Genomic DNA, 23,977 nt, shown 5'->3' with positions numbered 1-23,977 from the left:
GATTCCCTCAAGGAGTCCTTCACGGACCTCGGCCGACCTACAGTTGCGGGATCTCGACTGTGTCCCGCGGCGCGCGCAGCAACAGCAGCGACCGCGCCTCGACCGTGATCCGCGCCTTCGGCTCGAGCACGCCGGGATTGGCCGGAGTGCCGTCGGCGGTGCTGGTGTCCAATGTGGGCTTGAAGGTCTCGCCGTACTCCGGTCCGGGCAGCACGATCTCGGCCGGTTCCGCGCCCGCGTGCAGCACCAGCAGCCACGAATGGTCGGTGACGAGCGCGCCCTCGCGGTTGCGCGCCTGGCTGTTCGACCCGTCGATCCACATGCAGAGCGTGCGGCGGTCCTCGTCGAACCAGTCGATCTCGTCGAACTCCTCGCCGTCCGGACGGAACCACACGAGGTCGGGTTTGCCGGTGACCGTCGTGCGGCCCTCGAAGAACTCCGGCTGCCGCAGCGCCGGGCTGTGCGCGCGCAGCCGGATCAGGCGGCGGGCGAACTCGAGCATCGGCTCCGAGGCCTCGGTCGGCGTCCAGTCGACCCACGACGTTTCGTCGTCGAGGCAGTAGGCGTTGTTGTTGCCCTGCTGGGTCCGCCACATCTCGTCGCCCGCGGTGAACATCGGCGTGCCGGTGGACAGCAGCAGCGTCGCGAACAGGTTGCGGGCCTGGCGGGTGCGCAGCGCGACGATCGCCGCGTCGTCGGTCCCGCCCTCCGCGCCGTGGTTCCACGACCGGTTGTCGTTCGTGCCGTCGCGGTTGTCCTCGCCGTTGGCCTCGTTGTGCTTTTCGTTGTAGGACACCAGGTCCCGCAGCGTGAAGCCGTCGTGCGCGGTGACGAAGTTGATCGACTGCCACGGACGGCGCAGGTTGTGGTCGTACAGATCGGACGAGCCGGACAGCCGGTAGGCGAGGTCGCGGACGCCGGTCGCGCCGCGCCAGAAATCGCGGACGGTGTCCCGGTAGCGGCCGTTCCACTCGGCCCACTGCGCGCCGAAGTCGCCGACGCGGTAGCCCTCGCCGGTCGCGTCCCACGGTTCGGCGATCAGCTTGCAGCGCGACAGGACCGGGTCGGTCGTGATCGCGGTGAGCATCGTGGACTCGCGGTCGAACATCTCGCCGCGCGGGCGGCCGAGCGTGCTCGCCAGGTCGAAGCGGAATCCGTCGACGCCCATCTCCTGCGTCCAGTACCGCAGCGAATCGGTGACCAGGCGGACGACCGTCGGCGAACCGGCGTCGAGGGTGTTGCCGCAGCCGGTGAGGTCGGCCATGTGCCCGCGGCGGGTGTGCAGGTAGTAAGCCGGGGCGTCGAGGCCGCGCAGCGAGAGCGTCGGGCCGTCCGGGCCGCCTTCGCAGGTGTGGTTGAAGACGACGTCAAGCAGCACCTCGATGCCTGCCGCGTGCAGGGCCGCCACCATCGTGCGGAATTCCTCGACCTCGCGGCCCGGCTCGCTCGCGTACCCGGCGTGCGGCGCGAAGTAGCCCAGCGGCGAGTAGCCCCAGTAGTTGTGCCGTCCCGAGCGGATCAGCGCGGGCTCGTCGGCGAAGGCGTGCACCGGCAGCAACTCGACGGTCGTGACGCCGAGCCGGGTCAGGTGCTCGATCGCGACCGGGTGCGCGAGGCCGAGGTACGTGCCGCGCAGCGCCTCCGGGATGAACGGATGCTGCTGGGTGAAGCCCTTCACGTGCAGTTCGCAGATCACCGACTCCTCGAACGGCACCTCGGGTTTGACCCCGGTGTCCTGTCCGCCCGGCGAGGTGACCACCGACAGCGGCACGGCGCCCAATGAGTCCACAGTGGACATCGGACCGCGCTCGGGGTCGCCGGTGAAGCCCTGCGCGGCGTGCAGCCCGGCGAGCCTGCCGTCGATCCGGCGCGCGTACGGGTCGACGAGGAGCTTGGCCGGGTTGCAGCGGTAGCCGCGCCCCGGGTCGTACGGACCGTGCACGCGGTAGCCGTAGCGCTGACCGACCGTGACACCCGGGACGAGGCCGTGCCAGACGCCGAACGTGCGTTCGGTCAGCTCGATCCGCCGCTCGGAGCCGTCGTCCCCGACGAGGCACACCTCCACCGCGTCGGCGACGGCGGACGTCACCGCGAACCGGACGCCGCCCGCCTCCGGGTGGGCGCCGAGCGGAAACGGACGTCCGGCGAGGACCTGGTTGTCGGTTGCGGGTCGCTGTGCCATGGGCCGATCTTTTCAAACCCGGGGCGGCGGCGGGCTCCGGCGCTTGGCTGAACTTGCCCGGGATAGGGGTGATGACCTGGGCCGATGGCGTCCCAGGCAGGAGTCAGGCCGGGCGCGCCCCGAAAGCGGCCTCGACGGCGAGGCTGTCCTCGTACATGTGGTGCTTCGCGATCCGCCCGTCCTGGACGGCCAACCTGAGCGCGAAGGTCATCGCGAACCGCTTACCGGTCGACTTGACCTGCTGAAAGCTGGCTCCGAAGAGGACCGCGACCGGGCCGTCGACGATGATCTCGTCGAGCCGCACTTCGCCTGCTTCGGGCACGCAGACGGCCGCGAAAGTCCGGTAGTGGTCCGCGACGTCGGCCCGGGTGGACCGGGGACGGATCCACGGCACGGCGGGATGCCGCGGCACCGGCCAGCTCACCCGCCAGTCGACGGTCTCCGCGTAGAGCTCCGCGATCCTTTCTGGGGTGTCCCCTGCCGCGGTCCGGCGCAGGAACTCGTCGACGACCGCTTTGGTTTCATTCATGGCCCGGACGCTAACCAAGGTCTGCTGACATCTTTTGTCAGTGGACCGAGGCATGCTAGGCCCATGCGTGCGAGCCGTCTCGTCTCCATCCTGTTGCTGCTGCAGGCCCGGCAGCCGAGGACCGCGGACGACCTGGCCGCGCGGCTGGAGGTCACCCCGCGGACGATCTACCGCGACATCGAGGCGTTGAGCGCGGCCGGGATCCCGGTGTACGGCGAACCCGGCCACGACGGCGGGTACCGCCTGGTCGACGGGTACCGCACCCAGCTGACCGGCCTGACCAGGCAGGAAGCCGAGGCTCTGTTCCTCACCGGCCTGCCCGCCGCGGCCTCCGGACTCGGCCTGGGGCCGGTCGTAGCGACCACGGAGCGCAAACTGCTGGCCGCGCTGCCCGCCGAGCTGCGGTCCCACGCCGACCGGGTCCGCCAGCGGTTCCATCTGGACGCGGCGTCCTGGTATCACGACGCGGAAGCCACGCCGCAGTTGCCGACTGTCTCGGACGCGGTGTGGCAGCAGCGCCGTGTCCGGATCCGGTATCAGCGCTGGGCCGCGCCTCACGAAGCGACGCGGGTGGTCGAGCCGTACGGCGTGGTGCTCAAGGCCGGGCACTGGTACCTGGTGGCCCGGCGATCCGGGGAGTTCCGGACTTACCGGGTGGCGCGGATCGTGGAGGCGGCGCTGCTCGACGAGACCTTCGACCGGGTTGAGGATTTCGATCTGGGCGGTTACTGGCAGGACTACCTCGATGACTTCGACTCGCGACGGCACCGGGGCGAGGCGGTGCTGCGACTGTCGCCGGAGGGAATGCGGCTCCTGCCTCAGCTCGCCGAGCCTGCCATTGCACGTGCTGCGTTGGAGAGCGGGATTGTCGAAGCGGACGGGTGGATTCGGGTGGTCGTTCCCGTTGAGCACCCCGAACAAGCCGTCCACGATCTGTTGCGACTCGGACCGTTGGCGGAAGTCGTTGCGCCGCAAGGGCTTCGCGACCGGCTGGCCGAGGCGCTGACGTCGATGCTCCGCCGCTACGCCGAGGTCAGCGAGTAGCGACCAACACGAACGACTCCGCGGGCAACACCGTCGCCTCGCCGCCCACCGCGGGATTCCCCCACGAGGCCAGCACTTCCCCCGCCACCGGAAGCTCGACCGGCTTCGCCGCGAAGTTGCACGCCAGGCGCAGTCCGCCCCGGTGCAGGATCAGCCACGAATCGTCCGGCGGGGTCTCCGCGACGACCCGGTCCAGCCGGGGATCGGTCAGCTCCGGGTACGAGCGGCGGAGGCGGATCAGCGTCCGGTACAGGCCGAGGATCTCCCGGTGCCCCGGTTTGCCCGGCTCGGTCCAGTCGAGCCGCGAGCGGGCGGCCGTGGCCGGGTCCATCGGGTCCGGGACGTCCGTTTCTCCCCAGCCGTGGCGGGCGAACTCGCGGCGGCGGCCGGTGCGGACGGCCTCGGCCAGTTCCGGGTCCGGGAACGACGCGAAGAACTGCCACGGCGTCTCCGCGGCCCATTCCTCGCCCATGAACAGCATCGGCGTGAACGGCGAGCAGAACACCACCGCGGCGCCGCAGGCCAGCAGTCCGGGCGAGACTGTCGCGGACAGCCGGTCCCCGGTCGCGCGGTTGCCGATCTGGTCGTGGTCCTGCAGGTAGGCCAGGAACCGGTGGCCGGGGGCGACGCGCCGGTCGAGCGGGCGGCCGTGCGTGCGGGAGCGGAACGACGACCAGGTGCCCGCGTGGAAGAAGGCCTCCCGCAGGGTCTTGGCCAACGCGCCGGGCTCGGCGAAATCGGTGTAGTAGCCGGTGGTTTCGCCGGTGAGCCGCACGTGCAGCGCGTGGTGCAGGTCGTCGGACCACTGCGCGTGCAGGCCGTAGCCGCCGGCGTCACGGGTGGTGACGAGCTTCGGGTCGTTCTGGTCGGACTCGGCGATCAGCGTCAGCGGGCGGTTCAGGGCCGCGGACAGCGCCTCGACCTCGGTGGCGAGTTCTTCCAGCAGGTGCACCGCGCGTTTGTCGACCAGCGCGTGCACGGCGTCCAAGCGCAGGCCGTCGAGGTGGAAGTCGCGCAGCCAGCCCAGGGCGTTGTCGAGGACGTAGCGGCGGACTTCGTCGGAACCGGGGCCGTCGAGGTTCAGGCCGGCGCCCCAGTCGGTGCGGCCGGCGAAGTACGGGCCGAACCGGTCGAGGTAGGCGCCGGACGGGCCGAGGTGGTTGTAGACGACGTCGAGCACCACCGCGAGCCCGCGTGCGTGGCAGGCGTCGACCAGGCGTTTCAGCCCGTCGGGACCGCCGTACGGTTCGTGCGCCGCGCCCCACAGGACGCCGTCGTAACCCCAGCCCGCGGTGCCGTCGAAGGAGTTCACCGGCAGCAGTTCGACATGCGTGACGCCGAGGTCGGCGAGGTGCCCGAGCCGGTCGATGACCGCGTCGAACGTGCCTGCCTCGGTGAAGGTGCCGACGTGCAGTTCGTAGACCACGCCGCCGGGCAGCTGCCGTCCGGTCCACGGCTGGTCGGTCCACTCGAAGGCGGAATGGTCGTAGACGCGTGAGGCTTCGTGGACGCCGTGCGGCTGGCGGAGCGAGCGCGGGTCCGGCAGCGGACGGTCGTCGTCGCCGAGGAGGAAGGCGTAGTCGGTGCCGGTGACGTCGGCCTGCCACCAGCCGTCGGCGGCGGCGGTCATCTCGTGGTCGGTGCCGTCCACGCGGACGCGGACGCGCTCGGCGGACGGGGCCCACACGCGGAACATCAGGAGTCCTCTCGTACCAGAAGCGCGACTGGGTACTGCTCGAACAACGCCGAAGCTTGCGGTGCGTCGCCTACCCCACGGCCGGTCAGCACGTCAGTCCATTCTCCGGCGCGCAGCGGCAGAGCGGTGTCGCGCCAGCCGCCCGCGCGGTGCAGTCCCACGGGTAGCCGGGTGACTGCCACGGTCAGGCCAGCTCCGCGTTCGAAGGCCAGGAGGTGTTCCGCGGCAACGCCTTCGGCCTGCAGCGGCCGGTATCCGGTGAAGAGTTCCGGCCGGTCGCGGCGCAGCGTCAGCGCGTGGTGCACCACCAAGAGCTTTGCCGCACCGGTCTCGTCGATCTCGGGGGTTTCGCCTGCCTGGATCCGTTCGAGCAGGGAGCGGCGGACGGCAAAGTCGACCTCGCGGCGGTTGTCCGGATCGACCAGCGAGTAGTCCCAGAGCTCGGTGCCCTGGTACACGTCCGGCACGCCGGGTCCGGCCAGCTGCACCAGCTTCTGCCCCAGCGAGTTCGCCCAGCCCGCGCCGCGCACCCGTTTGACGAACGATTCGACATCCGCCGCCAAGTCAGCGTCGCCGAGCACGGCTGACGGCCACTCGGCGACGGAGCGCTCGAAGTCCTCGTCGTGGTCCGTCCAGGAGGTGCGGAGTTTCGCTTCCTTCGCGGCCTTGTCGAGGTAGTCGCGCAGCCGCTCCGGCGAGATCGGCCACGCGCCCACAAGCGTCTGCCACGCAAGGAGATTCAGCGCGGGCTCGTCGATCCCGCGCGCGGCGGTCCACCGCCGGACCGCGACCGCGAACTCGTCCGCGACCTCCGACAGCGCGGCCATCCGCGCCCGCGTGTCCTCGGAGCGCTTCGTGTCGTGAGTCGTCAGCGTGGTCATCGTGGCCGGAGCCGCAGCCGCCCGGCCCGCGGCCAGCGTGTGGAATTCCCCGGTGCTCAAGCCGAATCGGTCCGGGTTCCCGCCGACCTCGTTCAGTGCGGCGAACCGGGTGAACCGGTAGAACGTGGTGTCCTCGGTGCCCTTCGCGACGACCATGCCGGACGTCTGCTGGATCCGCGTCGCCAGCTCGCAGGCCGGCGCGCCGCGCACCTGGCTGTCGAGCGCGTCGAGCGCCGGGGCCAGTTCGGGCCGCCGCTTGCGCGCCCGCGCGACGGCCGTCGCCCAGTGCCCGGAACCTTCCGGGAGATAAGAACGGTAAACCGGGAAAGCGATCATCACCTCAGCGACGGCAGCTCGGGCCGCGTCGGCGTCCACGCCTTGGAGCAACGCGGCGATCCGGTGCACCTCGGCGACCAGGATGCCGTCGGTCACCAAGCGCCGCGCGCGTTCCTCGACCGCGTGGTAGTCGGTGCGCACGCCCTGTTCGGCGGCGAGCCGGGTGAACACCGACGCGGCGGCCGGGTCCACGAACACGCCGGTGATCTCGCGCAGCGCGTCGTATCCGGTGGTCCCGTCGACCGGCCAGCTCTGCGGCAGCGCCTCGCCGGGATGCAGGATCTTCTCGGCCACCAGCCACGCACCGGGCGCGCCCTCGCGGAGCCGCCGGAAGTACCCGCCCGGGTCGGCGAGCCCGTCCGGATGGTCCACGCGCAGGCCGGTGACGTCGCCGTCGGACACCCAGCGCAGCACCTCGCCGTGCGTCTCGGCGAACACCTCCGGCCGCTCCACGGTGACCGCGGCCAGGTTCGTGATGTCGAAGAACCGCCGGTAGTTCAGCTCCCGGTTGCCGCGCCGCCAGCCGACCAGCTCGTAATGCTGGCGCGCGTGCACCTCTCGCGGCGTGCCGTCGCCGGTGCCGGGCGCGATCGGGAACCGGTGGTCGTAATAGACCAGCTCGTCACCCTCGACAGCAAGCTCGTCGTTGTCGTCGCCGAGCACCGGAAGCAGCAGCCGACCCCGATGCCAGTCGATGTCGAAGAACGCGGCGTACGGCGAATCCTGGCCGTTCCGCAGCACGTCCCACCACCACTGGTTCGCCTTCGGCACCTCGACGGACATGTGGTTCGGCACGATGTCCACCACGAATCCGAGCCCGGCGTCTTTCAGCCGCGCCGACAACGCCTTTCGCGCTTCTTCGCCGCCCAATTCGCCCCGGGCACGCGTCGGATCGGTGACGTCGTAGCCGTGCGTGGACCCGGGCGTCGCGTCGAGCATCGGCGAGCCGTACAACGCGCCGATGCCCAAACCGCGCAGGTAATCCACGATCCCGGCGACCTCGGCGAAGCCGAACTCCGGCCGCAACTGCACCCGGTACGTCGAGGACGGCGTGCTCATTCGCCCTCCTTCGCGGTGCGCTGCAACACGACCAGCGAACGCGCGCCGAGCGTGAACTTGCCGCCGCCTTCGACCGGTTCGACGTCCGTCTTCCCCACCGCACCGGTCTCGGTGTCGACCACGACTGTCCACTCGCGACCGTAGCCGTTGCCCGGCAAGGTCATCGCGATGTCCTCCCAGTGCGCGTTGAACGCCAGCAGGAACGAGTCGTCCGCCACCGGCATCCCGCGCGGGTCGAGGTCCGGAATCCCTTCCCCGTTCAGGAAAATCACCACCGATTTGCCGAACGCGTCGTCCCAGTTCTGCTCGGTCATCTCCTCGCCCGCGGGAGTGAACCAGGCGATGTCGCCCAGTTCTTCTCCCTTGCGCACCGGTTTGCCCTGGAAGAACCGGCGGCGGCGGAACACGGGATGCGCCTTGCGGAACGCGGCGAGCGCGCCGGTGAACGCGACCAGGTCCGCGTTCTCGGTGGCGAGTTCCCAGTCCATCCAGGACAGTTCGGTGTCCTGGCAGTAGGCGTTGTTGTTGCCCTGCTGGGTGCGGCCGAGTTCGTCGCCGTGCAGCAGCATCGGCACGCCTTGCGACAGCAGCAGCGTGGCGAGCAGGTTCCGTCGCTGCTGGTCGCGCAGCGCGAGCACCTCCTCGTCGTCGGTCGGGCCCTCGACGCCGCAGTTCCACGAGCGGTTGTCGTCCGCGCCGTCGCGGTTGTCCTCGCCGTTGGCCTCGTTGTGCTTTTCGTTGTAGGACACCAGGTCGGTGAGCGTGAAACCGTCGTGCGCGGTGACGAAGTTGATCGACGCGAACGGACGGCGGCCGTCGTCCTGGTACAGGTCCGACGAACCGGTGATGCGCGACGCGAACTCACCCAGCGTGGACGGTTCGCCGCGCCAGAAGTCGCGGACAGTGTCGCGGTACTGCCCGTTCCACTCCGTCCACAGCGGCGGGAAGTTGCCGACCTGGTAGCCGCCGGGCCCGACGTCCCACGGTTCGGCGATCAGCTTCACCTGGCTCACGATCGGGTCCTGCTGCACGAGGTCGAAGAACGTCGACAGCCGGTCGACGTCGTAGAACTCGCGGGCCAGCGCGGAGGCGAGGTCGAACCGGAAGCCGTCCACGTGCATCTCGGTCACCCAGTACCGCAGCGAATCCATGATCAGCTGCAGCGTGTGCGGGCTGCGCACGTTGAGCGAGTTCCCGGTGCCGGTGTAGTCCATGTAGTACTGCGGATCGTCCTCGACCAGGCGGTAGTACGCCTCGTTGTCGATGCCGCGCATGGACAACGTCGGGCCGAGGTGGTTTCCCTCGGCGGTGTGGTTGTAAACCACGTCGAGGATCACTTCGATGCCCGCCTCGTGCAGGGCGCGGACCATGCCCTTGAACTCCTGCACCTGCCCGCCCTGGCCCTGCATCGCGGCGTACCCGTCGTGCGGCGCGAAGTACCCGATCGTGTTGTAACCCCAGTAGTTGCGCAGGCCTTTTTCGTCGAGACCGTGGTCGGTGACGAACTGGTGCACCGGCATGAGCTCCACGGTGGTCACGCCGAGTTTCTGCAGGTGCTCCACGATCGCCGGGTGCGCCAGCCCGGCGTACGTGCCGCGCAGTCGCTCGGGCACGAACGGATGCGTCATCGTCATGCCGCGCACGTGCGTCTCGTAAATGACCGTTTCGTGGTACGGCACCCGAGGCGCGCGGTCGTTGGCCCAGTCGAAGAACGGGCTGACCACCAGCGAATACGGCACGTGGCCGGCGGAGTCGTCCTCGTTGAGCTGCTCCGGGTCGTCGAAGCGGTAGCTGAACAGCGCTTCAGTCCAGTCGACGCCGCGCGACAACGCCTTGGCGTACGGGTCGATCAGCAGCTTGCTCGGGTTGCAGCGCTGGCCGCGGCTCGGGTCGTACGGCCCGTGCACGCGGAATCCGTACCGCTGCCCGGGTCCGACGCCGAGCAGGTAGCCGTGGTGGACGAAGCCGTCGACCTCCTCCAGCCGCGAGCGGGTTTCGTTGCCCTCGTCGTCGAACAGGCAGAGATCGACGTGCTCGGCGACCTCGGAGAACAGCGCGAAGTTCGTCCCCACGCCGTCGTAGGTCGCGCCGAGCGGGTAGGGCTTTCCGGGCCAGGGCCGCACAGGGCTTCTCCTTGGGCATCGGTTTTCGGTGTCCGGACGGGCTTTTCGAGCGGTTCAGCGCAGCGGGCGGGCCGCGGCGAGCGGGGCGAGGGCCGCCCGCACCCGCGGGTCGGCGAAGAACCCGTCGACAGTGACGGGAAGCGGGATGCGCCAGTTAGGGTACTCATCCACCGTGCCCGGCAAATTCGGCTGGTGCCGTTCGCCGACGACGTCCGCCGGCGCGGTCAGCACCAGCCGCGACGCCGCCGAAGCGAGCAGCGTGTGCAAGGCGACCACCAAGTCGTCGTCCGGAATTCCTTCGCTGGCAACCAGTTCGAGCAACGCCGTCCGCTCGGCCGCCGCTTCGGCGTACTCCTGCTCCACCGGACGGTCGAGCTGGCCGAGCCCGGCGCGGACCCGGACGTGCTCGGCGTCGAGCCAGCCGGACACCGTCGGCAGGTCGTGCGTCGAAATGCTGGCCATCGCGTCCGGATCCCAGCGGTCCGGGCGGACGAACGGCTTGCCGGGCGCGTCCCAGTCGCGCTGGAACCACAGCACGGCGGAGCTGAGCAGACCGCGTTCGTGCATGGTTTCGGTGACGGTGTCCTCGACGGTGCCGAGGTCCTCCCCCACCACGACCGCGCCCGCGCGATGCGCTTCCAGCGCGAGCACCCCGAGCATCGCTTCGGCGTCGTAGTGCACGTACGTGCCGCGACCGGCCGGTTCGCCCGGCGGAATCCACCACAGCCGCCACATTCCGGCGACGTGGTCCACGCGAATGCCGTCGGCGTGCCGCAACACTCCGCGCACGACGTCGCGGAACGGCGCGTATCCGGCTTCGGCGAGCCGATCCGGCCGCCACGGCGGCAGATTCCAGTCCTGGCCCTGCTGGTTGAACGCGTCCGGCGGCGCCCCGACCCGCACCCGCGCGGCGAACACGTTCCGCAGTGCCCAGGTGTCGGCACCGCCGGGATGCACCCCGACCGGCAGGTCGTGCACGACGCCGACCGGCATTCCCGCCGCACGCGCGGCGCGGCGGACGTTGTCGAGCTGCTCGTGACAGAGCTGCTGAAGCCAGCCGTGGAACTCGATCCGCTCGGCCAGCTCCTCGCGCGCGGCGGCCGTTTCGGCGCTGCCGGGATCGCGCAACGGCTCGGGCCACTCGCGCCAGTCGCTGCCGTGCACCTCGGCGAGCGCGCCGAAGGCGGCGAAATCGCGAAGGTCGCCGTCCAGGTCGACCGGGTGCGGGTGGTGCGGGCGCAGCAGTTCCAGCGCGGCGCGTTTGGCGGTCCACACGGCGTCGTAGTCGATCAGCTCGCCGATCGGATCCGGTGCGAGCGCCCGCACCTGCCGCCGGGTGTCTTCGTCGGCGCGGGCGAACGCCTCGGTGTCGGCGACCCGCAGGTACAGCGGGTTCGCGAACCGGCGGCTGGACGGCGAATACGGCGACCGTTCGACCGGATGCGCCAGGACGGGCGCCTGCACCGGGTTGACGAGCAGCACGCCCGCGCCCAGTTCGGCGGCCGACCGGGACGCCATTTCGGCGAGATCGCCGAAATCGCCCATTCCCCACGACCGCTCGGAATGCAGCGCGTAGAGCTGGAGCATCCAGCCCCACGCGGGCGGCACCGCGGGCAGCCGATCCGGGACGACAGCCAGCGAAACCCGTTGCTCCGCGGTCACGATTTCGTGCCAGCCCAGCGGAAGGTCAGCCGGAAGTGTGGCGCCGACGTCACGCGCTGTGCCGTCTTCGAGTTCGACAGTGGCGGGTCGGCCGAGTTCGCGTCCTTGCCCGGCGCGCACCACGACAGTCGGCGGCAACGCTTGCGAGGCACGGGCTTCCCGCACCGCGGCCAATTCTCGCTGAATTGCTTGTGGACTACCGGCATCGACGTCAAGCTGCGCCAATACGGCGATCACAACGTCTGGGTCGACCTGTACTTCGACTTGGTCGGCGTTTTCGTAGCGGGTGGCGACGCCGTGGGCAGCGGCCAGTTCGGCCAGTTCGGGGGTCACGTTTCGGTCCGGGGAACGGGAATGCGCACCGGACCAGTCTCCCGGGCAGTGCCGCGCGGCGCCATTCGCCTCGCCGCCGCAGACGGGCGAAGCGGTGACCGGCCGGTCGGGGGGCGTGCCGGCCGGTCACCGCCACACGAAACAAGAGGGAAGGCCGCCTCAGGAATGACGCGCGACGGCTGAGTTCACCCGTTCAGGCGCTTTTCGCTCTTCCAGCGCGCAGGTCCATACCAACGGAGGTAGCGCGGTCCCACAATGGCGGCTCGGCGCGGATTTGCTGTCCGTGAGGGGAACCCTGAGGGACTCAGATTCCCGCAGGGTTCCCCTCACGGACCTCAGCAAACGGTCAGCAGGCACACGGCTCAAGCCCAAGGCAGCGCGGTCCGAAGTGGACGCCGTCAGGCTCCGGCCAGCTGCCCGAGCTTCCCGGCGAGCCGGTCCAGCCACGCCTCGACCTCGCCCGCCGAGCGGTCCGGGAGCCCGAACACGACCTCGGTGACGCCTGCCTCCTCGAGCTTCGCCAGCCCCTCCGGATCCGGGCGCGGGCCGAGCGCGATCACTTCCGGCTCGCCTTCGCGGCCTTCCTCGCGCCAGATTTCGCGCAACTGCGCGACTTTCTCGGTGATGTCGCCCTCGGCGGGCGTGGTCAGCCAGCCGTCGCTGTGCCGCGCGATCCAGCGGAACGTGCGCTCGTTCCCGCCCGCGCCGACGACCACCGGCACCTTGGGCTGCGCCGGTTTCGGCCACGCCCAGCTCGGCCCGAACTCCACGAACTCGCCGGAGTAGCTCGCCTCTTCCTCGGTCCACAGCGCGCGCATCGCCTCGAGGTACTCGCGCAGCGCGGTGCGCCGCCGCTTCCCGGGCACGCCGTGGTCGGCGAGCTCGTCGGTGTTCCAGCCGAACCCGACGCCGAGCGTGACCCGGCCGCCGGACAGGTGGTCCAGCGTCGCGACGGTCTTGGCGAGCGTGATCGGATCGCTCTCCACCGGCAGCGCCACCGCGGTCGCCAGCCGGATCGTCGAGGTCACCGGCACCGCGCTGGCCAGCGCGACCCACGGGTCGAGCGTGCGCAGATAGCGGTCGTCCGGAAGCGAGGAGTCGCCGGTCCGGGGATGCGGGGCGTCGCGCCGGATCGGGATGTGGGTGTGCTCGGGCACGTAGAACGTCGCGAATCCGGCCTCTTCCGCGGCCTGTGCGGCCGCCGCCGGGGAGATGCCCCGGTCGCTGGTGAACAACACGATCCCGTATCTCACCCCCGGCACGTTATTAGAACGTGTTTCAGTTTGCAACGGCCTCCGGCCCCGCGCGATCATTCCTGGTGAAACCCGGGCTTGACGGCAGCGTGGACCGGGTATTCCACTGGTACTTGAGCGATCACCGGCCCGTCCTGCCCGAGGAGGGGATCATGCTGCCCCATCGCGACCGCAGCGCCCTGCGGAAGATCGAAGAGGAACTCGCCGCGAGCGACCCCGTGTTCGCCGCGACCCTGAGCCAAGGCGTGCTGCCCGCGCAGTCCCGGCGGTGGCAGAAAATCCTCGTGCTCGCCGAGGCGACAGTCCTGTTGATGCTGGTCTTCGGCCTCATGGCCGGGGACACCGGCTGGTTCCTGTGGGGCCTGCTGGCCGCGCCGCTGCTGGTGTGGGCGCACCGGGCCATGCTGCAGCGCGGCCGCGAGCGCGCGGCCGACGACCAGCCGTGATTTTCAGCGTTGGGCAGCGCGTTCGAGCAGCGGAGTGAGCCGGTAAGGCACCATCTCGCGCATGACGAGCGCGTTGTTGGTGCGCTCGACGCCGGGGATTTCCAGGATCTCCCCGGCGATCCGGTACAAATCGTCCGCGTCCGTCGCGACGACGTGCACCAGCAGGTCCTGCGCCCCGGTCAATCCGCGCACCTGCAGCACTTCCGGCACCGCGGCGAGCGCGCGGCCGACCTCGTCCAGCAACCGTTGCCGCGCTTGCACCGTCACGAACGCGGTGAGCGGGTAGCCGAGCGCGGCCGGGTCGATCCGGTGTTCGGCCGAGCGCAGCGCGTCGCCTTGTTCGAGGCGGGCGAGCCGGCTTTGCACGGTGTTGCGGGACAGGCCCAGTTCGTCGGCGAGCGCGACGGCGGTGGCCCGCGGGTTGCGGCCGAGCGCGAGCAGGATCCGGGCGTCGGTGGCGTCGAGCCGTTGAGTGCTGGGCATGCTGCGCAGTCCTCTCCGCACCGCGAGGTGCTGTCTTGGGCGTTCTGCGCAATGTTGAACGCGCTTGTTGTGCACCCTACCCAGCTCTGCTGGACTGTCCTGAACTTTCCGCCCAAGAAAGGTCCGATCCGTCGTGAGCAGCGCCGCCCCCGAACGCCTTCCGGACAACGACACGGTGACCGTCCTGCGCGAGGTGCAGGACCGGGTGCTGTGGCTGTCGACCGCGATCATCGACCACGCGAACCGCGTCCGGCCCAATCCGACCGGGCTCAAGGTCGGCGGGCACCAGGCGTCCAGCGCCTCGATGGTGTCGATCATGACCGCGCTGTGGTTCGCCCGGCTGCGCGCGCGGGACCGGGTTTCGGTCAAGCCGCACGCCTCCCCCGTGCTGCACGCGATCAACTACCTGCTCGGCGACCTCGACGAGAAGTACCTGACGACGCTGCGCGAGTTCGGCGGCCTGCAGAGCTACCCGTCGCGCTCGAAGGACCCGGACCGCGTCGACTACTCCACCGGTTCGGTCGGCATCGGCGCGACCGCCCCGATCTGGGGCGCGCTGGCGCGGCGCTACGTCGAGTCGCACGGCGGCGGCGCGGGCACCGGACGGCAGTACTCGCTGGTCGGCGACGCGGAACTGGACGAGGGCGCGTGCTGGGAGGCGATCCTCGACCCGAACGTCGCCGAACTGGGCGAGGTCGTGTGGATCGTCGACCTGAACCGCCAGTCGCTCGACCGCGTGGTGCCGAACATCGGCGCGACCCGGCTGCAGGGCATGTTCGAGGCGGCCGGCTGGCAGGTGCTGACCGTGAAGTACGGCCGGCTGCTGCAGGATCTGTTCGAGCGCCCGGGCGGCTCAGCGCTGCGGGCGCGGATCGACGAGATGTCCAACCCGGAGTACCAGCGGCTCATCCGCTGCACCCCGGCGCAGCTGCGCGAACGCCTGACGACGCCGGAGCTGGCTACGCTGCTGGACACTGTCGACGACGACACGCTGCACGCCGCGATCCGCAACCTCGGCGGCCACGACCTCCCCGCGCTGCTGGACACTTTCGACGCGATCGAGGACCACCGGCCGACCGTCGTTTTCGCTTACACCGTCAAGGGATTCGGTCTCGCCAGCGAGGGACATCCGCAGAACCACTCGTCGCTGCTGACCGCCGAGCAGCTGGGTTCGCTGGCCTCGCGGGTCGGAATCTCGCTCGACAACCCGTGGCAGAAGTTCCCCGAGGGTTCTGCCGCCGCCGAGCTGTGCGCTTCGACGGCCACTCGCCTGGAGCGGGAAACCGTTTCACTGCAACCGGTTCCGGCGCTGCCGTCCGACATCGGCCGCACGCCGTCCGGCCGCACGACGACACAGGCCGCGCTCGGCCGCGCGCTGCTCGACCTGACCCGCGAGGCGCCCGAAGCCGCGGAACTCGTCGTGACGCTGTGCCCGGACGTCTCGTCCAGCACCAACCTCGGCGGCTGGGTCAACAAGGTCGGCGTGTGGTCGCCGCAGGAACGCGTCGACTGGTTCGCCGACGACCCCGAAACGATCCTGCACTGGCGCGAGCGGCCCAGCGGACAGCATCTGGAGCTGGGCATCGCCGAGGTGAACCTGGTGAGCGCGCTCGGCGAACTCGGCACCACGTGGTCGCGCTGGGGCCGTCCGCTGCTGCCGATCGGCGTGCTTTACGACCCCTTCGTGGAGCGCGCGCTGGAACCGTGGTCGTTCGGCATCTACGGCGGCGGACAGTCCATTTTGGTCGGTACGCCGTCCGGCGTCACGCTCGCGCCCGAGGGCGGTGCGCACCAGTCGGTGACCACGCCTTCGGTCGGGCTCGAACAGCCTGGTTGCGTGACGTACGAACCGGCTTTCGCCTTGGACGTCGAGTGGACCCTGCTGGCTTCCTTGTCGCGGCTCGGGCGTCCCGACGGAACTTCCGCCTACCTGCGCCTGTCCACCCGTCCAGTGGACCAAAGCCTCGCCGCGGTGCCGACCGATCCGGCCGCGCGGGAACGCCGCCGCCGCCAGGTCGTGGCGGGCGCGTATCCGATCCGCACCGCCGCGGTGGCGCGCCCGGACGTCACGCTGGTGACGATGGGCGCGATGGTCACCGAGGCGCTGGAGGCCGCCGACCGGCTGGACGCGCTGGGCAAGCACGCCGATGTGGTGTGCGTGACGAGCCCCGGCCTGCTGTTCCGCGCTGTGCAGGCGAGGGCGGGGCAGGACACGGCTGAGACGTGGATCCTGGAGTCGGCGCTGCCGTCCGAACGGTCCGCGCCGATGGTGACGGTCCTGGACGGGCATCCGCACACGCTGGCGTTCCTGGCGAATGTCCACCGTGTGCGGGCGTCGCATCTGGGCGTGACGCGGTTCGGGCAGTCCGGGGATCTGGAGAGCGTGTACCGGCATCACGGCATCGATACGGACAGCATTATTCAGGCGGCGCTGGACGTGGCGGACTGATCGAAGGCGGCCGGGACTTGGTGCGGTCCCGGCCGGTCCTTCAGTCCCCGATCCGGATCAGCGAGCGGGCGCCCTGCCCTTGCCGCATCCGGTCGAACGCCTCGCCCACCTCGTCGAGCGAAATCCGGTGCGTCACCAGGGTTTCCAAGTTCAGCGCACCCGAACGGACCTCGTCGGCGAGAACCGGGATGTCGACGTCCGGGTCGGAAGCGCCGTAGACGGTGCTGGTGAGCGTGCGGGCGAAGTGGAAGATCTCCAGCGGGTTCAGCACGACCTGCTGGTCCTTCCGCCCGACGCCGACCACCGTGCAGTGCCCGCCGCGGCGCACCGAACTCCACGCCGTGCGGATCGTCGTCGCCGCGCCGACGCATTCGAAGGCGTAGTCCGCGCCGCGACCGTCGGTCAGCCCGCGCACCTGTTTGGCGAGTTTTTCGTCGCTCACCAGGAAATCCGTCGCACCGGCCGCGCGGGCGAGCGCTTCCTTCTCCGGCGACAGATCGGCCGCGATGATCTGCCCGGCTCCCGCGAGTTTCGCTCCGAGCACCACGCACAGCCCGATCCCGCCGAGACCGAGCACGAGCACGCTCTGTCCTTTTCGGACTTTCGCCGTGTTGCGCACCGCGCCGACCCCGGTCAGCACCGCGCAGCCCATCAACGCGGCCAGATCGAGCGGAACGCCGTCCGGCAGCGGCACGACGGATCGCCCGGGTACCACGGTTTCCTCGGCGAACCCGCCGACGCCCAGCAGCACGTTGAGCGGCCCGCCGTCCAACTCTCCGCGCGGCAACGTGGTGACGCCCTCGATCGCCGAGCACAGCCAGGGTTCTCCGGCCAGGCAGAACCAGCATTCCCGGCACGCGGCGGCCCAGTTGAGCACCACCCGGTCCCCCGGCCGCACGTGCGTGACCTCATTGCCGACCTCGGCCACGACGCCGGAGGCCTCGTGCCCCGGCACGAACGGGTACTGCGGGCGCAGCGTTCCGTCCACCATGGACAGATCGGAATGGCACACCCCGGCGGCCGCGATCCGCACCCGCACGTCGTCGGGCCCGACCGGCGGCAGCACGATGTCGCACACCTCCGGACGGCCGCCCTGCTCGCGCACAACCACGGCTTTGACCACGGTGTCTTCTCCTTCGGGTCGTGCTAGAGCTGGATGGATTTGAGCTCGGTGAACTCGTCGAGCGCGGCCCGGCCCATCTCGCGGCCGAGACCGGACTGCTTGTAGCCGCCGAACGGGGCGAGCGGGTTGAAAGCCCCGCCGTTCACGTCGATCTGCCCGGTCCGGACCTTGCGCGCGAAAACCAGCGCGCGGTCCTGGTCGGCCGACCACACCGCGCCGTGCAGGCCGTAACGGGAGTTGTTCGCGATGCGCAGCGCGTCTTCCTCGTCGTCGAACGGGATGATCGACAGCACCGGGCCGAAGATCTCCTCCTGCGCGATCGTCGAATCCGGGTCCACGCCCGCGAAAACTGTCGGTGCTACGAAGTAGCCTGTGTCGGCAGGAGCTTCAGTACCACCAGTCACCAGAGTCGCGCCCTCGGCGATGCCCTTCTCGATGTAACCGCGCACCCGGTCGCGCTGTGCTGCCGAGACAAGCGGGCCGAGTTTTGTCTTGGGGTCCAACGGATCGCCCGTCGTGAACCCCTCGGCGAACGTCTTCGCGAGCGCTACCGCTTCGTCGTGCTTCTCGCGCGGGACGAGCATGCGCGTCCACGCCGTGCAGGTCTGGCCGCCGTTGAGGAACGCGTTGGAGACGCCGACTTTGACGGCCGTCGCCAGGTCCGCGTCGTCGAGGATCACGTTGGCGGACTTGCCGCCCAGCTCCAGCGTGACGCGCTTGACCGTGCGTGCCGCCAGCTCAGCCACCCGGGTGCCGGCACGCACCGAACCGGTGAACGACACGATGTCGACCTCCGGATGCGTCGCCAGCGCCTCGCCCACCACCGGCCCGTATCCGGTGACCAGATTGACCACACCAGGCGGAAAACCGGCGTCGTGGATCGCGTCGAACAACTGGTACGCGCTCAACGGCGCGACCTCGCTCGGCTTGACGACGACCGTGCAGCCCGCCGCCAGCGCCGGCGCGATCTTGCAGGTGATCTGGTGCAGCGGGTAATTCCACGGCGTGATCGCCGCGACGACGCCCGCAGGTTCGCGCACGATCAGCGAGTTGCCGACCTTCTCCTCCGGCTCGTCCTGGCCGAGCAGATCGACGTACGTCTTCACGTCGGTCTGCGGCAGCGCGGCCTGGATCCGGGTCGCGATCCGCAACGGCGTGCCGACGTCTTTCGCGATCGTCTCGCCGATCTCGTTGGCTCGTTTCGCCAGCCCGTCGAGGAGTTTGCGCAGCAGCTCCGCGCGTTCCGCTCGCGTGGTTTCGGCCCAAGCCGGAAACGCCTCGCGCGCCACCCGGACCGCCCGGTCGACGTCGGCGGCCGTGCCCTCCGGGATGTGCGCCTGGACCTGCTCGGTGGCCGGGTTTTCCACCGGGATCGTGGCTTCGGAGTCCGAGCGGACCCATTCGCCGCCGAGGTACAGCACGTCGCGCTCAGCCACCGAGTCTCCTTCGATCTGGGTTCTCTCCCTCTCGGCGGATTCTATAGAAAACGCTCCGGCTGTCTAGTGCGCCGCGAGGACGCCCTGTGCCGCAAGGAAGTCGACCAGCAGGTCCCCCGCCTCGCGGATGTGCGCCGCCATCGCCTCCCGCGCCGCGTCCGGCTTGCGCTCGTTCAGGGCCGCGAGCACCCGATCGTGGTCGTCGCGCGCGAGGATCGGCCAGCCGGGAATGTCCGCATACGCCGAGAACGGCACGTACCGGAGCGTCAAGGACAGCATCCAGGTGAACTTGGGCGAGGCGGCGGCGTGATTGACCATGCGGTGCAACGCGAAATCGGCCCGTTCGGTCGCGTCGAGGTCGCCGTCGCGGACGGTTTTCCCGATCTCGCGCTGGAGGTCGTCCAGCCGCGCCAGCCCCGCCGGATCGAAGGCCTCCGCCGCGCGCGCCGCCAGCTCGCCGGAGACGTAGGCCTGCATCGCGTAGACGTCCACGACGTCGCGGCGCGTCACCGGGATCACCCGGAATCCGCGCCCTGGACGGAAATCCACCATGCCCTCGCCCGCGAGCGCCATCAACGCCTCGCGGACCGGGGTGGCACTGACGCCGAGGCGCTCGGCCAGATGCTCCGTCCGCAGCCGCTCGCCGCCGCGGACCGCGCCGGTCAGGATCAGATCGCGCACCTGTTTGGCGACCCGCGGGCTCAGCCGTTCGCGCGCTTCTCCGGCCACTGTCACGAAAACTCCCCGCCAGCGTTCGATTTCCCGCTATCGTAGCCCTTGCCTGCGAATGTGACCCCGGTCACTTTTTGCTCCGGTGAGAACCTGCGGCGGGGGTCGCCTCGACTATCCGGACGAACCCCATGCACCGGGGTGTACCGCAGAGTGTCCTCAATGGACACTTCGAGGGAGGGAAACGGAATGTCAGTGAAGTCTTCAGTTCTGCGCCACGGCCGCCTGGTCGTAGGCACGGCACTCGCGGCGGCCGTCATCACCGGCGGAACGATCGGAGTCGCCGCGGCGGCCACCGGCGATCATCCGGTTGCGCCCGTCGCTGCCGCCGCTCCTGCCGCACCTGCCGCTGTTGCCGCTCAGCCGCCCGCCGAGCAGCCGCCGGAGGGAGCCCGCGCGATCGTGAAGATCGACCCGAACCCGGCCGCCCCCGGCGGAGACATCACGCTCACCGGCAACTGCGGCGGAGGCAAGGGCCTGAAGAAGGTGATCGGCGGATTCCCGGGTCACCAGATCCTCAAGGACGTCAAGATCGTCGACGCGAACCCGGACGCTTTCAAGGCAACAGCGAAAGTCACCACGAAGGTCGGCAACGGAGTCGGTCCGGTCATGGTCGACTGCGACGGCGAAGCAGGCGTGACCTTGCTGGTCACGCACACTCCCGCGGCGGGTGAGTAGCCGATGCCAGAAAAGATCCGCGGCACCAGGGTGACCCGATCCGGTTCGGCGGTGGTGCCCGGCTAGGTCGGTCTGGCGGTCGCGGTTGTCGGTTCGACGCTGTTGCGCAGACCCTGGTGACTCGGTAGCGGTCTCGACGCTGTCGACGCGATCCCGCTAGGGCGCGGTTGTCGTCCCCCGGGGGACGACACCGTGGTCACGCGCTCGGCACCGGTGTGCCGCGTCGACGCCGAGCCGGATCTCGTCGTGACATCGGTGCCTCAGCGCCGAAACGGTGCCGCCGACCGGGCAAACCGCTCCGCCAACGCGGACAGTCGCCGACGCGGACAGTCGCCGACGCGGACAGTCGCCGACGCGGACAGCCGCCGACGCGAGCGGTCGCCAGCGCGGCCGGTCGCCAGCGCGGGGCGGTCGCCGAGGCGAGTGGTCGCCAGCGTGGACCGGTCGCCGAGGCGGGTGGTCGGCAACCCGGCCTCGTCGGCAAGGCGAACCGGCAGGCAACGCGGACCGGTCGGCAACCCGGCTCGGGAACAGCACCGACGGCGAGGGCCGCATCTGGCCATCGCCGACTCAACCGGCGACGTCGTGACCGAGCCGGTCATGCATCCATTTCGAGGGGTTGGCCATCCGGCCGGATGGCCAACCCCTGCCGGAGGGCCACGCCACCGATTGGGCAAGGCCGTGGCCGAGCGCCCGCGGCCCGGCCACACCAGGCGAATCGATCACCCCGCCACACGAACGACCGCCAACCCGGGGGCCGGGCACAACTTGGCCAAGGCCGCGGCCCAGCACGAATCGCAGCCGGGGCCACACCAGGCGAATCGACCGCGCCGCCGCATGGACGATCGCCAACCCGGCCGGACACAGCTCGGGCAAGGACCACCCGGCGCGAACGGCAGCCCGACCACACCTGACGAATCGACCGGCACGCCACACGGACGATCGCCAGCCCGGCCGAACACGGGCGTCGTCGCGACGGGGTCACTGCCCCGCGCTGGCCGTGCCCGGCTCGGCCCGGTCGCGTCAACCGCCGAGCGGTCAGGTGCTCGGCGCGTCCGTCCGGGTGACAACCCAATCAGCCGAACAGAGCGCCAACACGGACGACAGCCCGGCTCGGCGGAGTCCCGCGGGCTGCCCGCACAACAGGCGAGTGACCGGCCAGTCCCCCAGCCCGGCCGGTCACCCCTGCCTGCGGCAAAGGCACCGCGGGACGGGACGTCACCACCTCGCGGCGCACCCGTTCACCCACCCCCGCCAGGGTGGAAAATTCCGGGCGCGGCAGATCGAATTCCCTGCTGTGAGGCGATGTGCAAGCGCTGTGAGGTTGCTGTGCATCCGGCCGCACGGGATGCCTGGCGGGCGTCGGCATGGTCATCTTGAAGCGTGAGAGTCAACGTTTCCCGGACAGCGCTGATCGTCTGCGCGGCGGCGGCGATCGTCGCGACCGGCGGTGCCAACGCCGTCGTCGACACCGCCGACGTCACCGGCCCGGCGAGCCAGCCGAGCGGCACGGGCACCCCCGCCGTCTCGACCGGCGATGATTCCCGCGGCACGGCGGCGACCCCATCGACCGGCGACACCGGCACGCCGCGCAGCGCTTCCGCCACCGGCGACACCGGCACGTCCCCCAGCGCCGCCACGACCGGCGACACCGGCACGTCCCCCAGCGCCGCCACGACCGGGACGGCGAGCCGGACCGTCGGCGCGCTTTTCTCCGGCGGCAACCACTTCTGCTCGGCCAGCGTCGTGCACAGCCCGGCCGGCGACCTGCTCCTCACCGCCGCGCACTGCGTCAGCGGCGACGTCTCCGGAGTCACCTTCAAACCCGGCTACCACGACGGCATCGCGCCGTACGGCACCTGGCAGGTCACCGCCGCGATCACCGCCGACGGGTGGAAGTCCTCGTCCGATCAGGACCTCGACTTCGCGTTCCTCAAGGTCGCCCAGCCCGGTTCCGCGAGCCTCGAAAGCCTCATCGGCGCCAACCAGCTGGGCACGAACCAGGGCTTCTCCCACACGATCACCCTCACCGGCTACCCCGACGGCACCGAGCAACCAGTCGTCTGCACCGGCACCACCACCCAGTCCGACGCCTTCCAGCAACGAGTCGCCTGCCCCGGCTTCCCCGACGGCACCAGCGGCGGACCGTGGGTCATCAACCAAGACCCGAACACCGGAACCGGCACCGTCATCGGCACCATCGGCGGCTACCAAACCGGCGGCGCCACCCCGGACGTCTCCTACAGCGCCTACTTCGACGACGACATCGCTCAGCTCTACAACTCGGCGATCAGGTGAATTAAGGCCGCCAGCAGCTTTATCCGTCGCGGGAAGCACCGACGCCGACGACCTGCTGGATCGACGGCGAGGTCACCATGGACGTCGACTCCGGCACACCGCGCGGGAGGGAGAAGATTCTCTTGGTTCCGAAGCAGCCCTGCGACAGACAGCGGCCGCCGTCGCTAGCCGGGGATTCTCGCGGCGGCGGCCTCCGCGACCCGCCTGGCGAACGCGCAGTTCTCTGCCTGGTCCAGCGCATCGGAAACCGGAGTCGCGTCGACGCTCAAGTGGGCCAGCGGGCGCAGATTCACGAGGACGTCGCAATTCATCGGTGCCTGCAGGAACGCGACCACCTTGGCGTCGCGCCCGCGGATCTGTTCCCGGCTCACCTCGACCTTGGTGAAGTAACTGGTGTCTTTCGGGAAGTCGGCGTCGTGGAAGGCGAGGGCCAGCTGGGTGTCGTCGCCGGTCCACCGGCATCGCGCACGGCGGCTGCCGCCCATCTTGTACGGCCGGTCCCAAGCCTCGCTCGGACCGGCCAGCCCCAGGGCCTGCTTGTCCGCATCGGTCAGCAAGGCGCAGAGATCCGCGCCGGTGAAGGTTCTCGCGGACGGTGACGTCGACACGTTGCCGGGCGGAGGTGCCTGGCTCGCCCCGACGCTGTCTTCCGGGGAACCGCAGGCTGCGAGAGACGCCAAAACGGCCGCGGGAAGGAATCGCACCGGTCGCGTTCTGCTCATTCTTCCGCCTTCGACAGTGAATACCTGAAACTGGCAATCCAGATGTCGCGCTCGGCGGCCATTCAACCACGACTCCGAGACGATCTCCACTGCGTTGCGTTAGAGCTGTTCTGCCAGGATCTTGTTGACACAAAGGCAAATCACCAGCGCGCGAACGATGGCTTTTCCGTCGAAGCGCCGGAGGTGCACAACGGTTTTTACTCGCGGCCGAATTCACCGAAATAATTGCCCAAGCCGCCGGATCCAGCTGCACAAAGAATTGAATGCCACGGATTCGTCCGGCGGCGCGAGCCGAGGCATGGCCGAGACTGCGACCACGGGAACCGAAAGTGCCGTGGCAGCGGACCCTCTCAAAGCGCAGTGCTCCTGCCGAGGACGTCAGTTGCCAGCGCCCCGGCGTCTGCTGTCGAAGTCCTCGTGCGATCTGGCCGATTTACCGTCGGCACTTGACCGGATACCGGTGGTTCGCGGCGTTCGGGAGGCGCAGCAGCCTTTAGCCCGGAGCGGTCGGGCAC

The 23,977-nt window shown here is 70.0% G+C and carries 18 protein-coding genes; 5 read left to right on the top strand and 13 right to left on the bottom strand.

The features are described 5' to 3' along the window. Positions 1–37: 37 nt before the first annotated feature. Together glgX (ACFORO_RS35560) and ACFORO_RS35555 are read right to left on the bottom strand one after the other, a co-directional pair. The gene (glgX, locus tag ACFORO_RS35560) at positions 38–2,182 is read right to left on the bottom strand and encodes a glycogen debranching protein GlgX (protein ID WP_377869782.1); all 2,145 of its coding nucleotides are present in this window, start codon (positions 2,180–2,182) and stop codon (positions 38–40) included. Between the two features lie 103 nt (positions 2,183–2,285). After that, a complete protein-coding gene (locus ACFORO_RS35555) occupies positions 2,286–2,711 on the bottom strand; it encodes a nuclear transport factor 2 family protein (protein WP_377869781.1) in 426 nt (141 codons plus the stop codon). Positions 2,712–2,774: 63 nt separating this feature from the next. Between ACFORO_RS35555 and ACFORO_RS35550 the strand changes: the two genes are divergently transcribed. Next, positions 2,775–3,755, top strand: coding sequence for a helix-turn-helix transcriptional regulator (locus ACFORO_RS35550; protein ID WP_377869780.1), 981 nt, complete (start codon positions 2,775–2,777; stop codon positions 3,753–3,755). Here ACFORO_RS35550 and treZ read toward each other — a convergent pair. From treZ to ACFORO_RS35525, 5 genes are all read right to left on the bottom strand, one after another. Continuing rightward, positions 3,745–5,454 carry a malto-oligosyltrehalose trehalohydrolase gene (treZ, locus tag ACFORO_RS35545; RefSeq protein ID WP_377869838.1) on the bottom strand — a complete coding sequence of 570 codons (1,710 nt, stop codon included), beginning with the start codon at positions 5,452–5,454 and terminating at the stop codon, positions 3,745–3,747. The two genes, ACFORO_RS35550 and treZ, sit on opposite strands and share 11 nt — an antisense overlap. Then, on the bottom strand, positions 5,451–7,727 hold the full coding sequence (treY, locus tag ACFORO_RS35540) for a malto-oligosyltrehalose synthase (protein ID WP_377869779.1): 2,277 nt from the start codon (positions 7,725–7,727) through the stop codon (positions 5,451–5,453). Before treY ends, treZ begins: the two co-directional genes overlap by 4 nt. Then, entirely contained in the window at positions 7,724–9,850 is a 2,127-nt protein-coding gene (gene glgX / locus ACFORO_RS35535; protein WP_377869778.1) for a glycogen debranching protein GlgX, read from the bottom strand. The genes treY and glgX (ACFORO_RS35535) overlap by 4 nt, the downstream gene beginning before the upstream one ends. 54 nt (positions 9,851–9,904) lie before the next feature. Further along, positions 9,905–11,845 carry a 4-alpha-glucanotransferase gene (gene malQ / locus ACFORO_RS35530; protein WP_377869777.1) on the bottom strand — a complete coding sequence of 647 codons (1,941 nt, stop codon included), beginning with the start codon at positions 11,843–11,845 and terminating at the stop codon, positions 9,905–9,907. A gap of 398 nt (positions 11,846–12,243) precedes the next feature. Continuing rightward, positions 12,244–13,098 carry an LLM class F420-dependent oxidoreductase gene (locus ACFORO_RS35525; protein ID WP_377869776.1) on the bottom strand — a complete coding sequence of 285 codons (855 nt, stop codon included), beginning with the start codon at positions 13,096–13,098 and terminating at the stop codon, positions 12,244–12,246. Between the two features lie 152 nt (positions 13,099–13,250). On the opposite strand from ACFORO_RS35525, the gene ACFORO_RS35520 reads away from it, so the two are divergent. Next, the gene (locus tag ACFORO_RS35520; RefSeq protein WP_377869775.1) at positions 13,251–13,544 is read left to right on the top strand and encodes a DUF3040 domain-containing protein; all 294 of its coding nucleotides are present in this window, start codon (positions 13,251–13,253) and stop codon (positions 13,542–13,544) included. A 3-nt stretch (positions 13,545–13,547) separates the two neighbouring features. On the opposite strand, the gene ACFORO_RS35515 is transcribed toward ACFORO_RS35520, so the two are convergent. Continuing rightward, a complete protein-coding gene (locus ACFORO_RS35515; RefSeq protein WP_354750750.1) occupies positions 13,548–14,027 on the bottom strand; it encodes an Lrp/AsnC family transcriptional regulator in 480 nt (159 codons plus the stop codon). A 175-nt stretch (positions 14,028–14,202) separates the two neighbouring features. On the opposite strand from ACFORO_RS35515, the gene ACFORO_RS35510 reads away from it, so the two are divergent. Beyond that, on the top strand, positions 14,203–16,476 hold the full coding sequence (locus ACFORO_RS35510; protein WP_446681594.1) for a transketolase-like TK C-terminal-containing protein: 2,274 nt from the start codon (positions 14,203–14,205) through the stop codon (positions 16,474–16,476). A 40-nt stretch (positions 16,477–16,516) separates the two neighbouring features. On the opposite strand, the gene ACFORO_RS35505 is transcribed toward ACFORO_RS35510, so the two are convergent. From ACFORO_RS35505 to ACFORO_RS35495, 3 genes are all read right to left on the bottom strand, one after another. Continuing rightward, entirely contained in the window at positions 16,517–17,599 is a 1,083-nt protein-coding gene (locus ACFORO_RS35505; protein ID WP_377869773.1) for an alcohol dehydrogenase catalytic domain-containing protein, read from the bottom strand. A gap of 23 nt (positions 17,600–17,622) precedes the next feature. Then, complete coding sequence (locus ACFORO_RS35500) at positions 17,623–19,035, bottom strand: aldehyde dehydrogenase family protein (protein WP_377869772.1); 1,413 nt, start codon at positions 19,033–19,035, stop codon at positions 17,623–17,625. Positions 19,036–19,098: 63 nt separating this feature from the next. Continuing rightward, positions 19,099–19,770 (bottom strand): GntR family transcriptional regulator, encoded by a 672-nt coding sequence (locus ACFORO_RS35495; RefSeq protein ID WP_354750754.1) that lies wholly within the window; start codon positions 19,768–19,770, stop codon positions 19,099–19,101. A 183-nt stretch (positions 19,771–19,953) separates the two neighbouring features. Here ACFORO_RS35495 and ACFORO_RS35490 point away from each other — a divergent pair, with 183 nt between their 5' ends. Next, complete coding sequence (locus tag ACFORO_RS35490; protein WP_377869771.1) at positions 19,954–20,442, top strand: hypothetical protein; 489 nt, start codon at positions 19,954–19,956, stop codon at positions 20,440–20,442. A 260-nt stretch (positions 20,443–20,702) separates the two neighbouring features. On the opposite strand, the gene ACFORO_RS35485 is transcribed toward ACFORO_RS35490, so the two are convergent. Beyond that, positions 20,703–20,909 (bottom strand): hypothetical protein, encoded by a 207-nt coding sequence (locus ACFORO_RS35485; protein ID WP_377869770.1) that lies wholly within the window; start codon positions 20,907–20,909, stop codon positions 20,703–20,705. A gap of 916 nt (positions 20,910–21,825) precedes the next feature. Between ACFORO_RS35485 and ACFORO_RS35480 the strand changes: the two genes are divergently transcribed. Next, entirely contained in the window at positions 21,826–22,740 is a 915-nt protein-coding gene (locus tag ACFORO_RS35480; protein ID WP_377869769.1) for a trypsin-like serine peptidase, read from the top strand. Between the two features lie 164 nt (positions 22,741–22,904). Here the strand turns inward: ACFORO_RS35480 and ACFORO_RS35475 are convergent, their stop codons facing one another. Further along, a complete protein-coding gene (locus tag ACFORO_RS35475; protein WP_377869768.1) occupies positions 22,905–23,462 on the bottom strand; it encodes a DUF3558 family protein in 558 nt (185 codons plus the stop codon). Between the last annotated feature and the right edge of the window lie 515 nt (positions 23,463–23,977).

The organism is Amycolatopsis halotolerans, assembly GCF_042647905.1.
GTDB classification, from domain to species: Bacteria; Actinomycetota; Actinomycetes; order Mycobacteriales; family Pseudonocardiaceae; genus Amycolatopsis; species Amycolatopsis halotolerans.
This window is presented reverse-complemented; position numbering and strand designations above follow the sequence as displayed.

Excerpts from the sequence above, each read along its gene's own strand:
- glgX (WP_377869782.1), bottom strand. The coding sequence starts at position 2,182 with ATGGCACAGCGACCCGCAACCGACAACCAGGTCCTCGCCGGACGTCCG.
- ACFORO_RS35555 (WP_377869781.1), bottom strand. The coding sequence starts at position 2,711 with ATGAATGAAACCAAAGCGGTCGTCGACGAGTTCCTGCGCCGGACCGCG.
- treY (WP_377869779.1), bottom strand. The coding sequence starts at position 7,727 with ATGAGCACGCCGTCCTCGACGTACCGGGTGCAGTTGCGGCCGGAGTTC.
- ACFORO_RS35490 (WP_377869771.1), top strand. The coding sequence starts at position 19,954 with ATGTCAGTGAAGTCTTCAGTTCTGCGCCACGGCCGCCTGGTCGTAGGC.
- ACFORO_RS35475 (WP_377869768.1), bottom strand. The coding sequence starts at position 23,462 with ATGAGCAGAACGCGACCGGTGCGATTCCTTCCCGCGGCCGTTTTGGCG.
- ACFORO_RS35550 (WP_377869780.1), top strand. The coding sequence starts at position 2,775 with ATGCGTGCGAGCCGTCTCGTCTCCATCCTGTTGCTGCTGCAGGCCCGG.
- ACFORO_RS35520 (WP_377869775.1), top strand. The coding sequence starts at position 13,251 with ATGCTGCCCCATCGCGACCGCAGCGCCCTGCGGAAGATCGAAGAGGAA.
- ACFORO_RS35515 (WP_354750750.1), bottom strand. The coding sequence starts at position 14,027 with ATGCCCAGCACTCAACGGCTCGACGCCACCGACGCCCGGATCCTGCTC.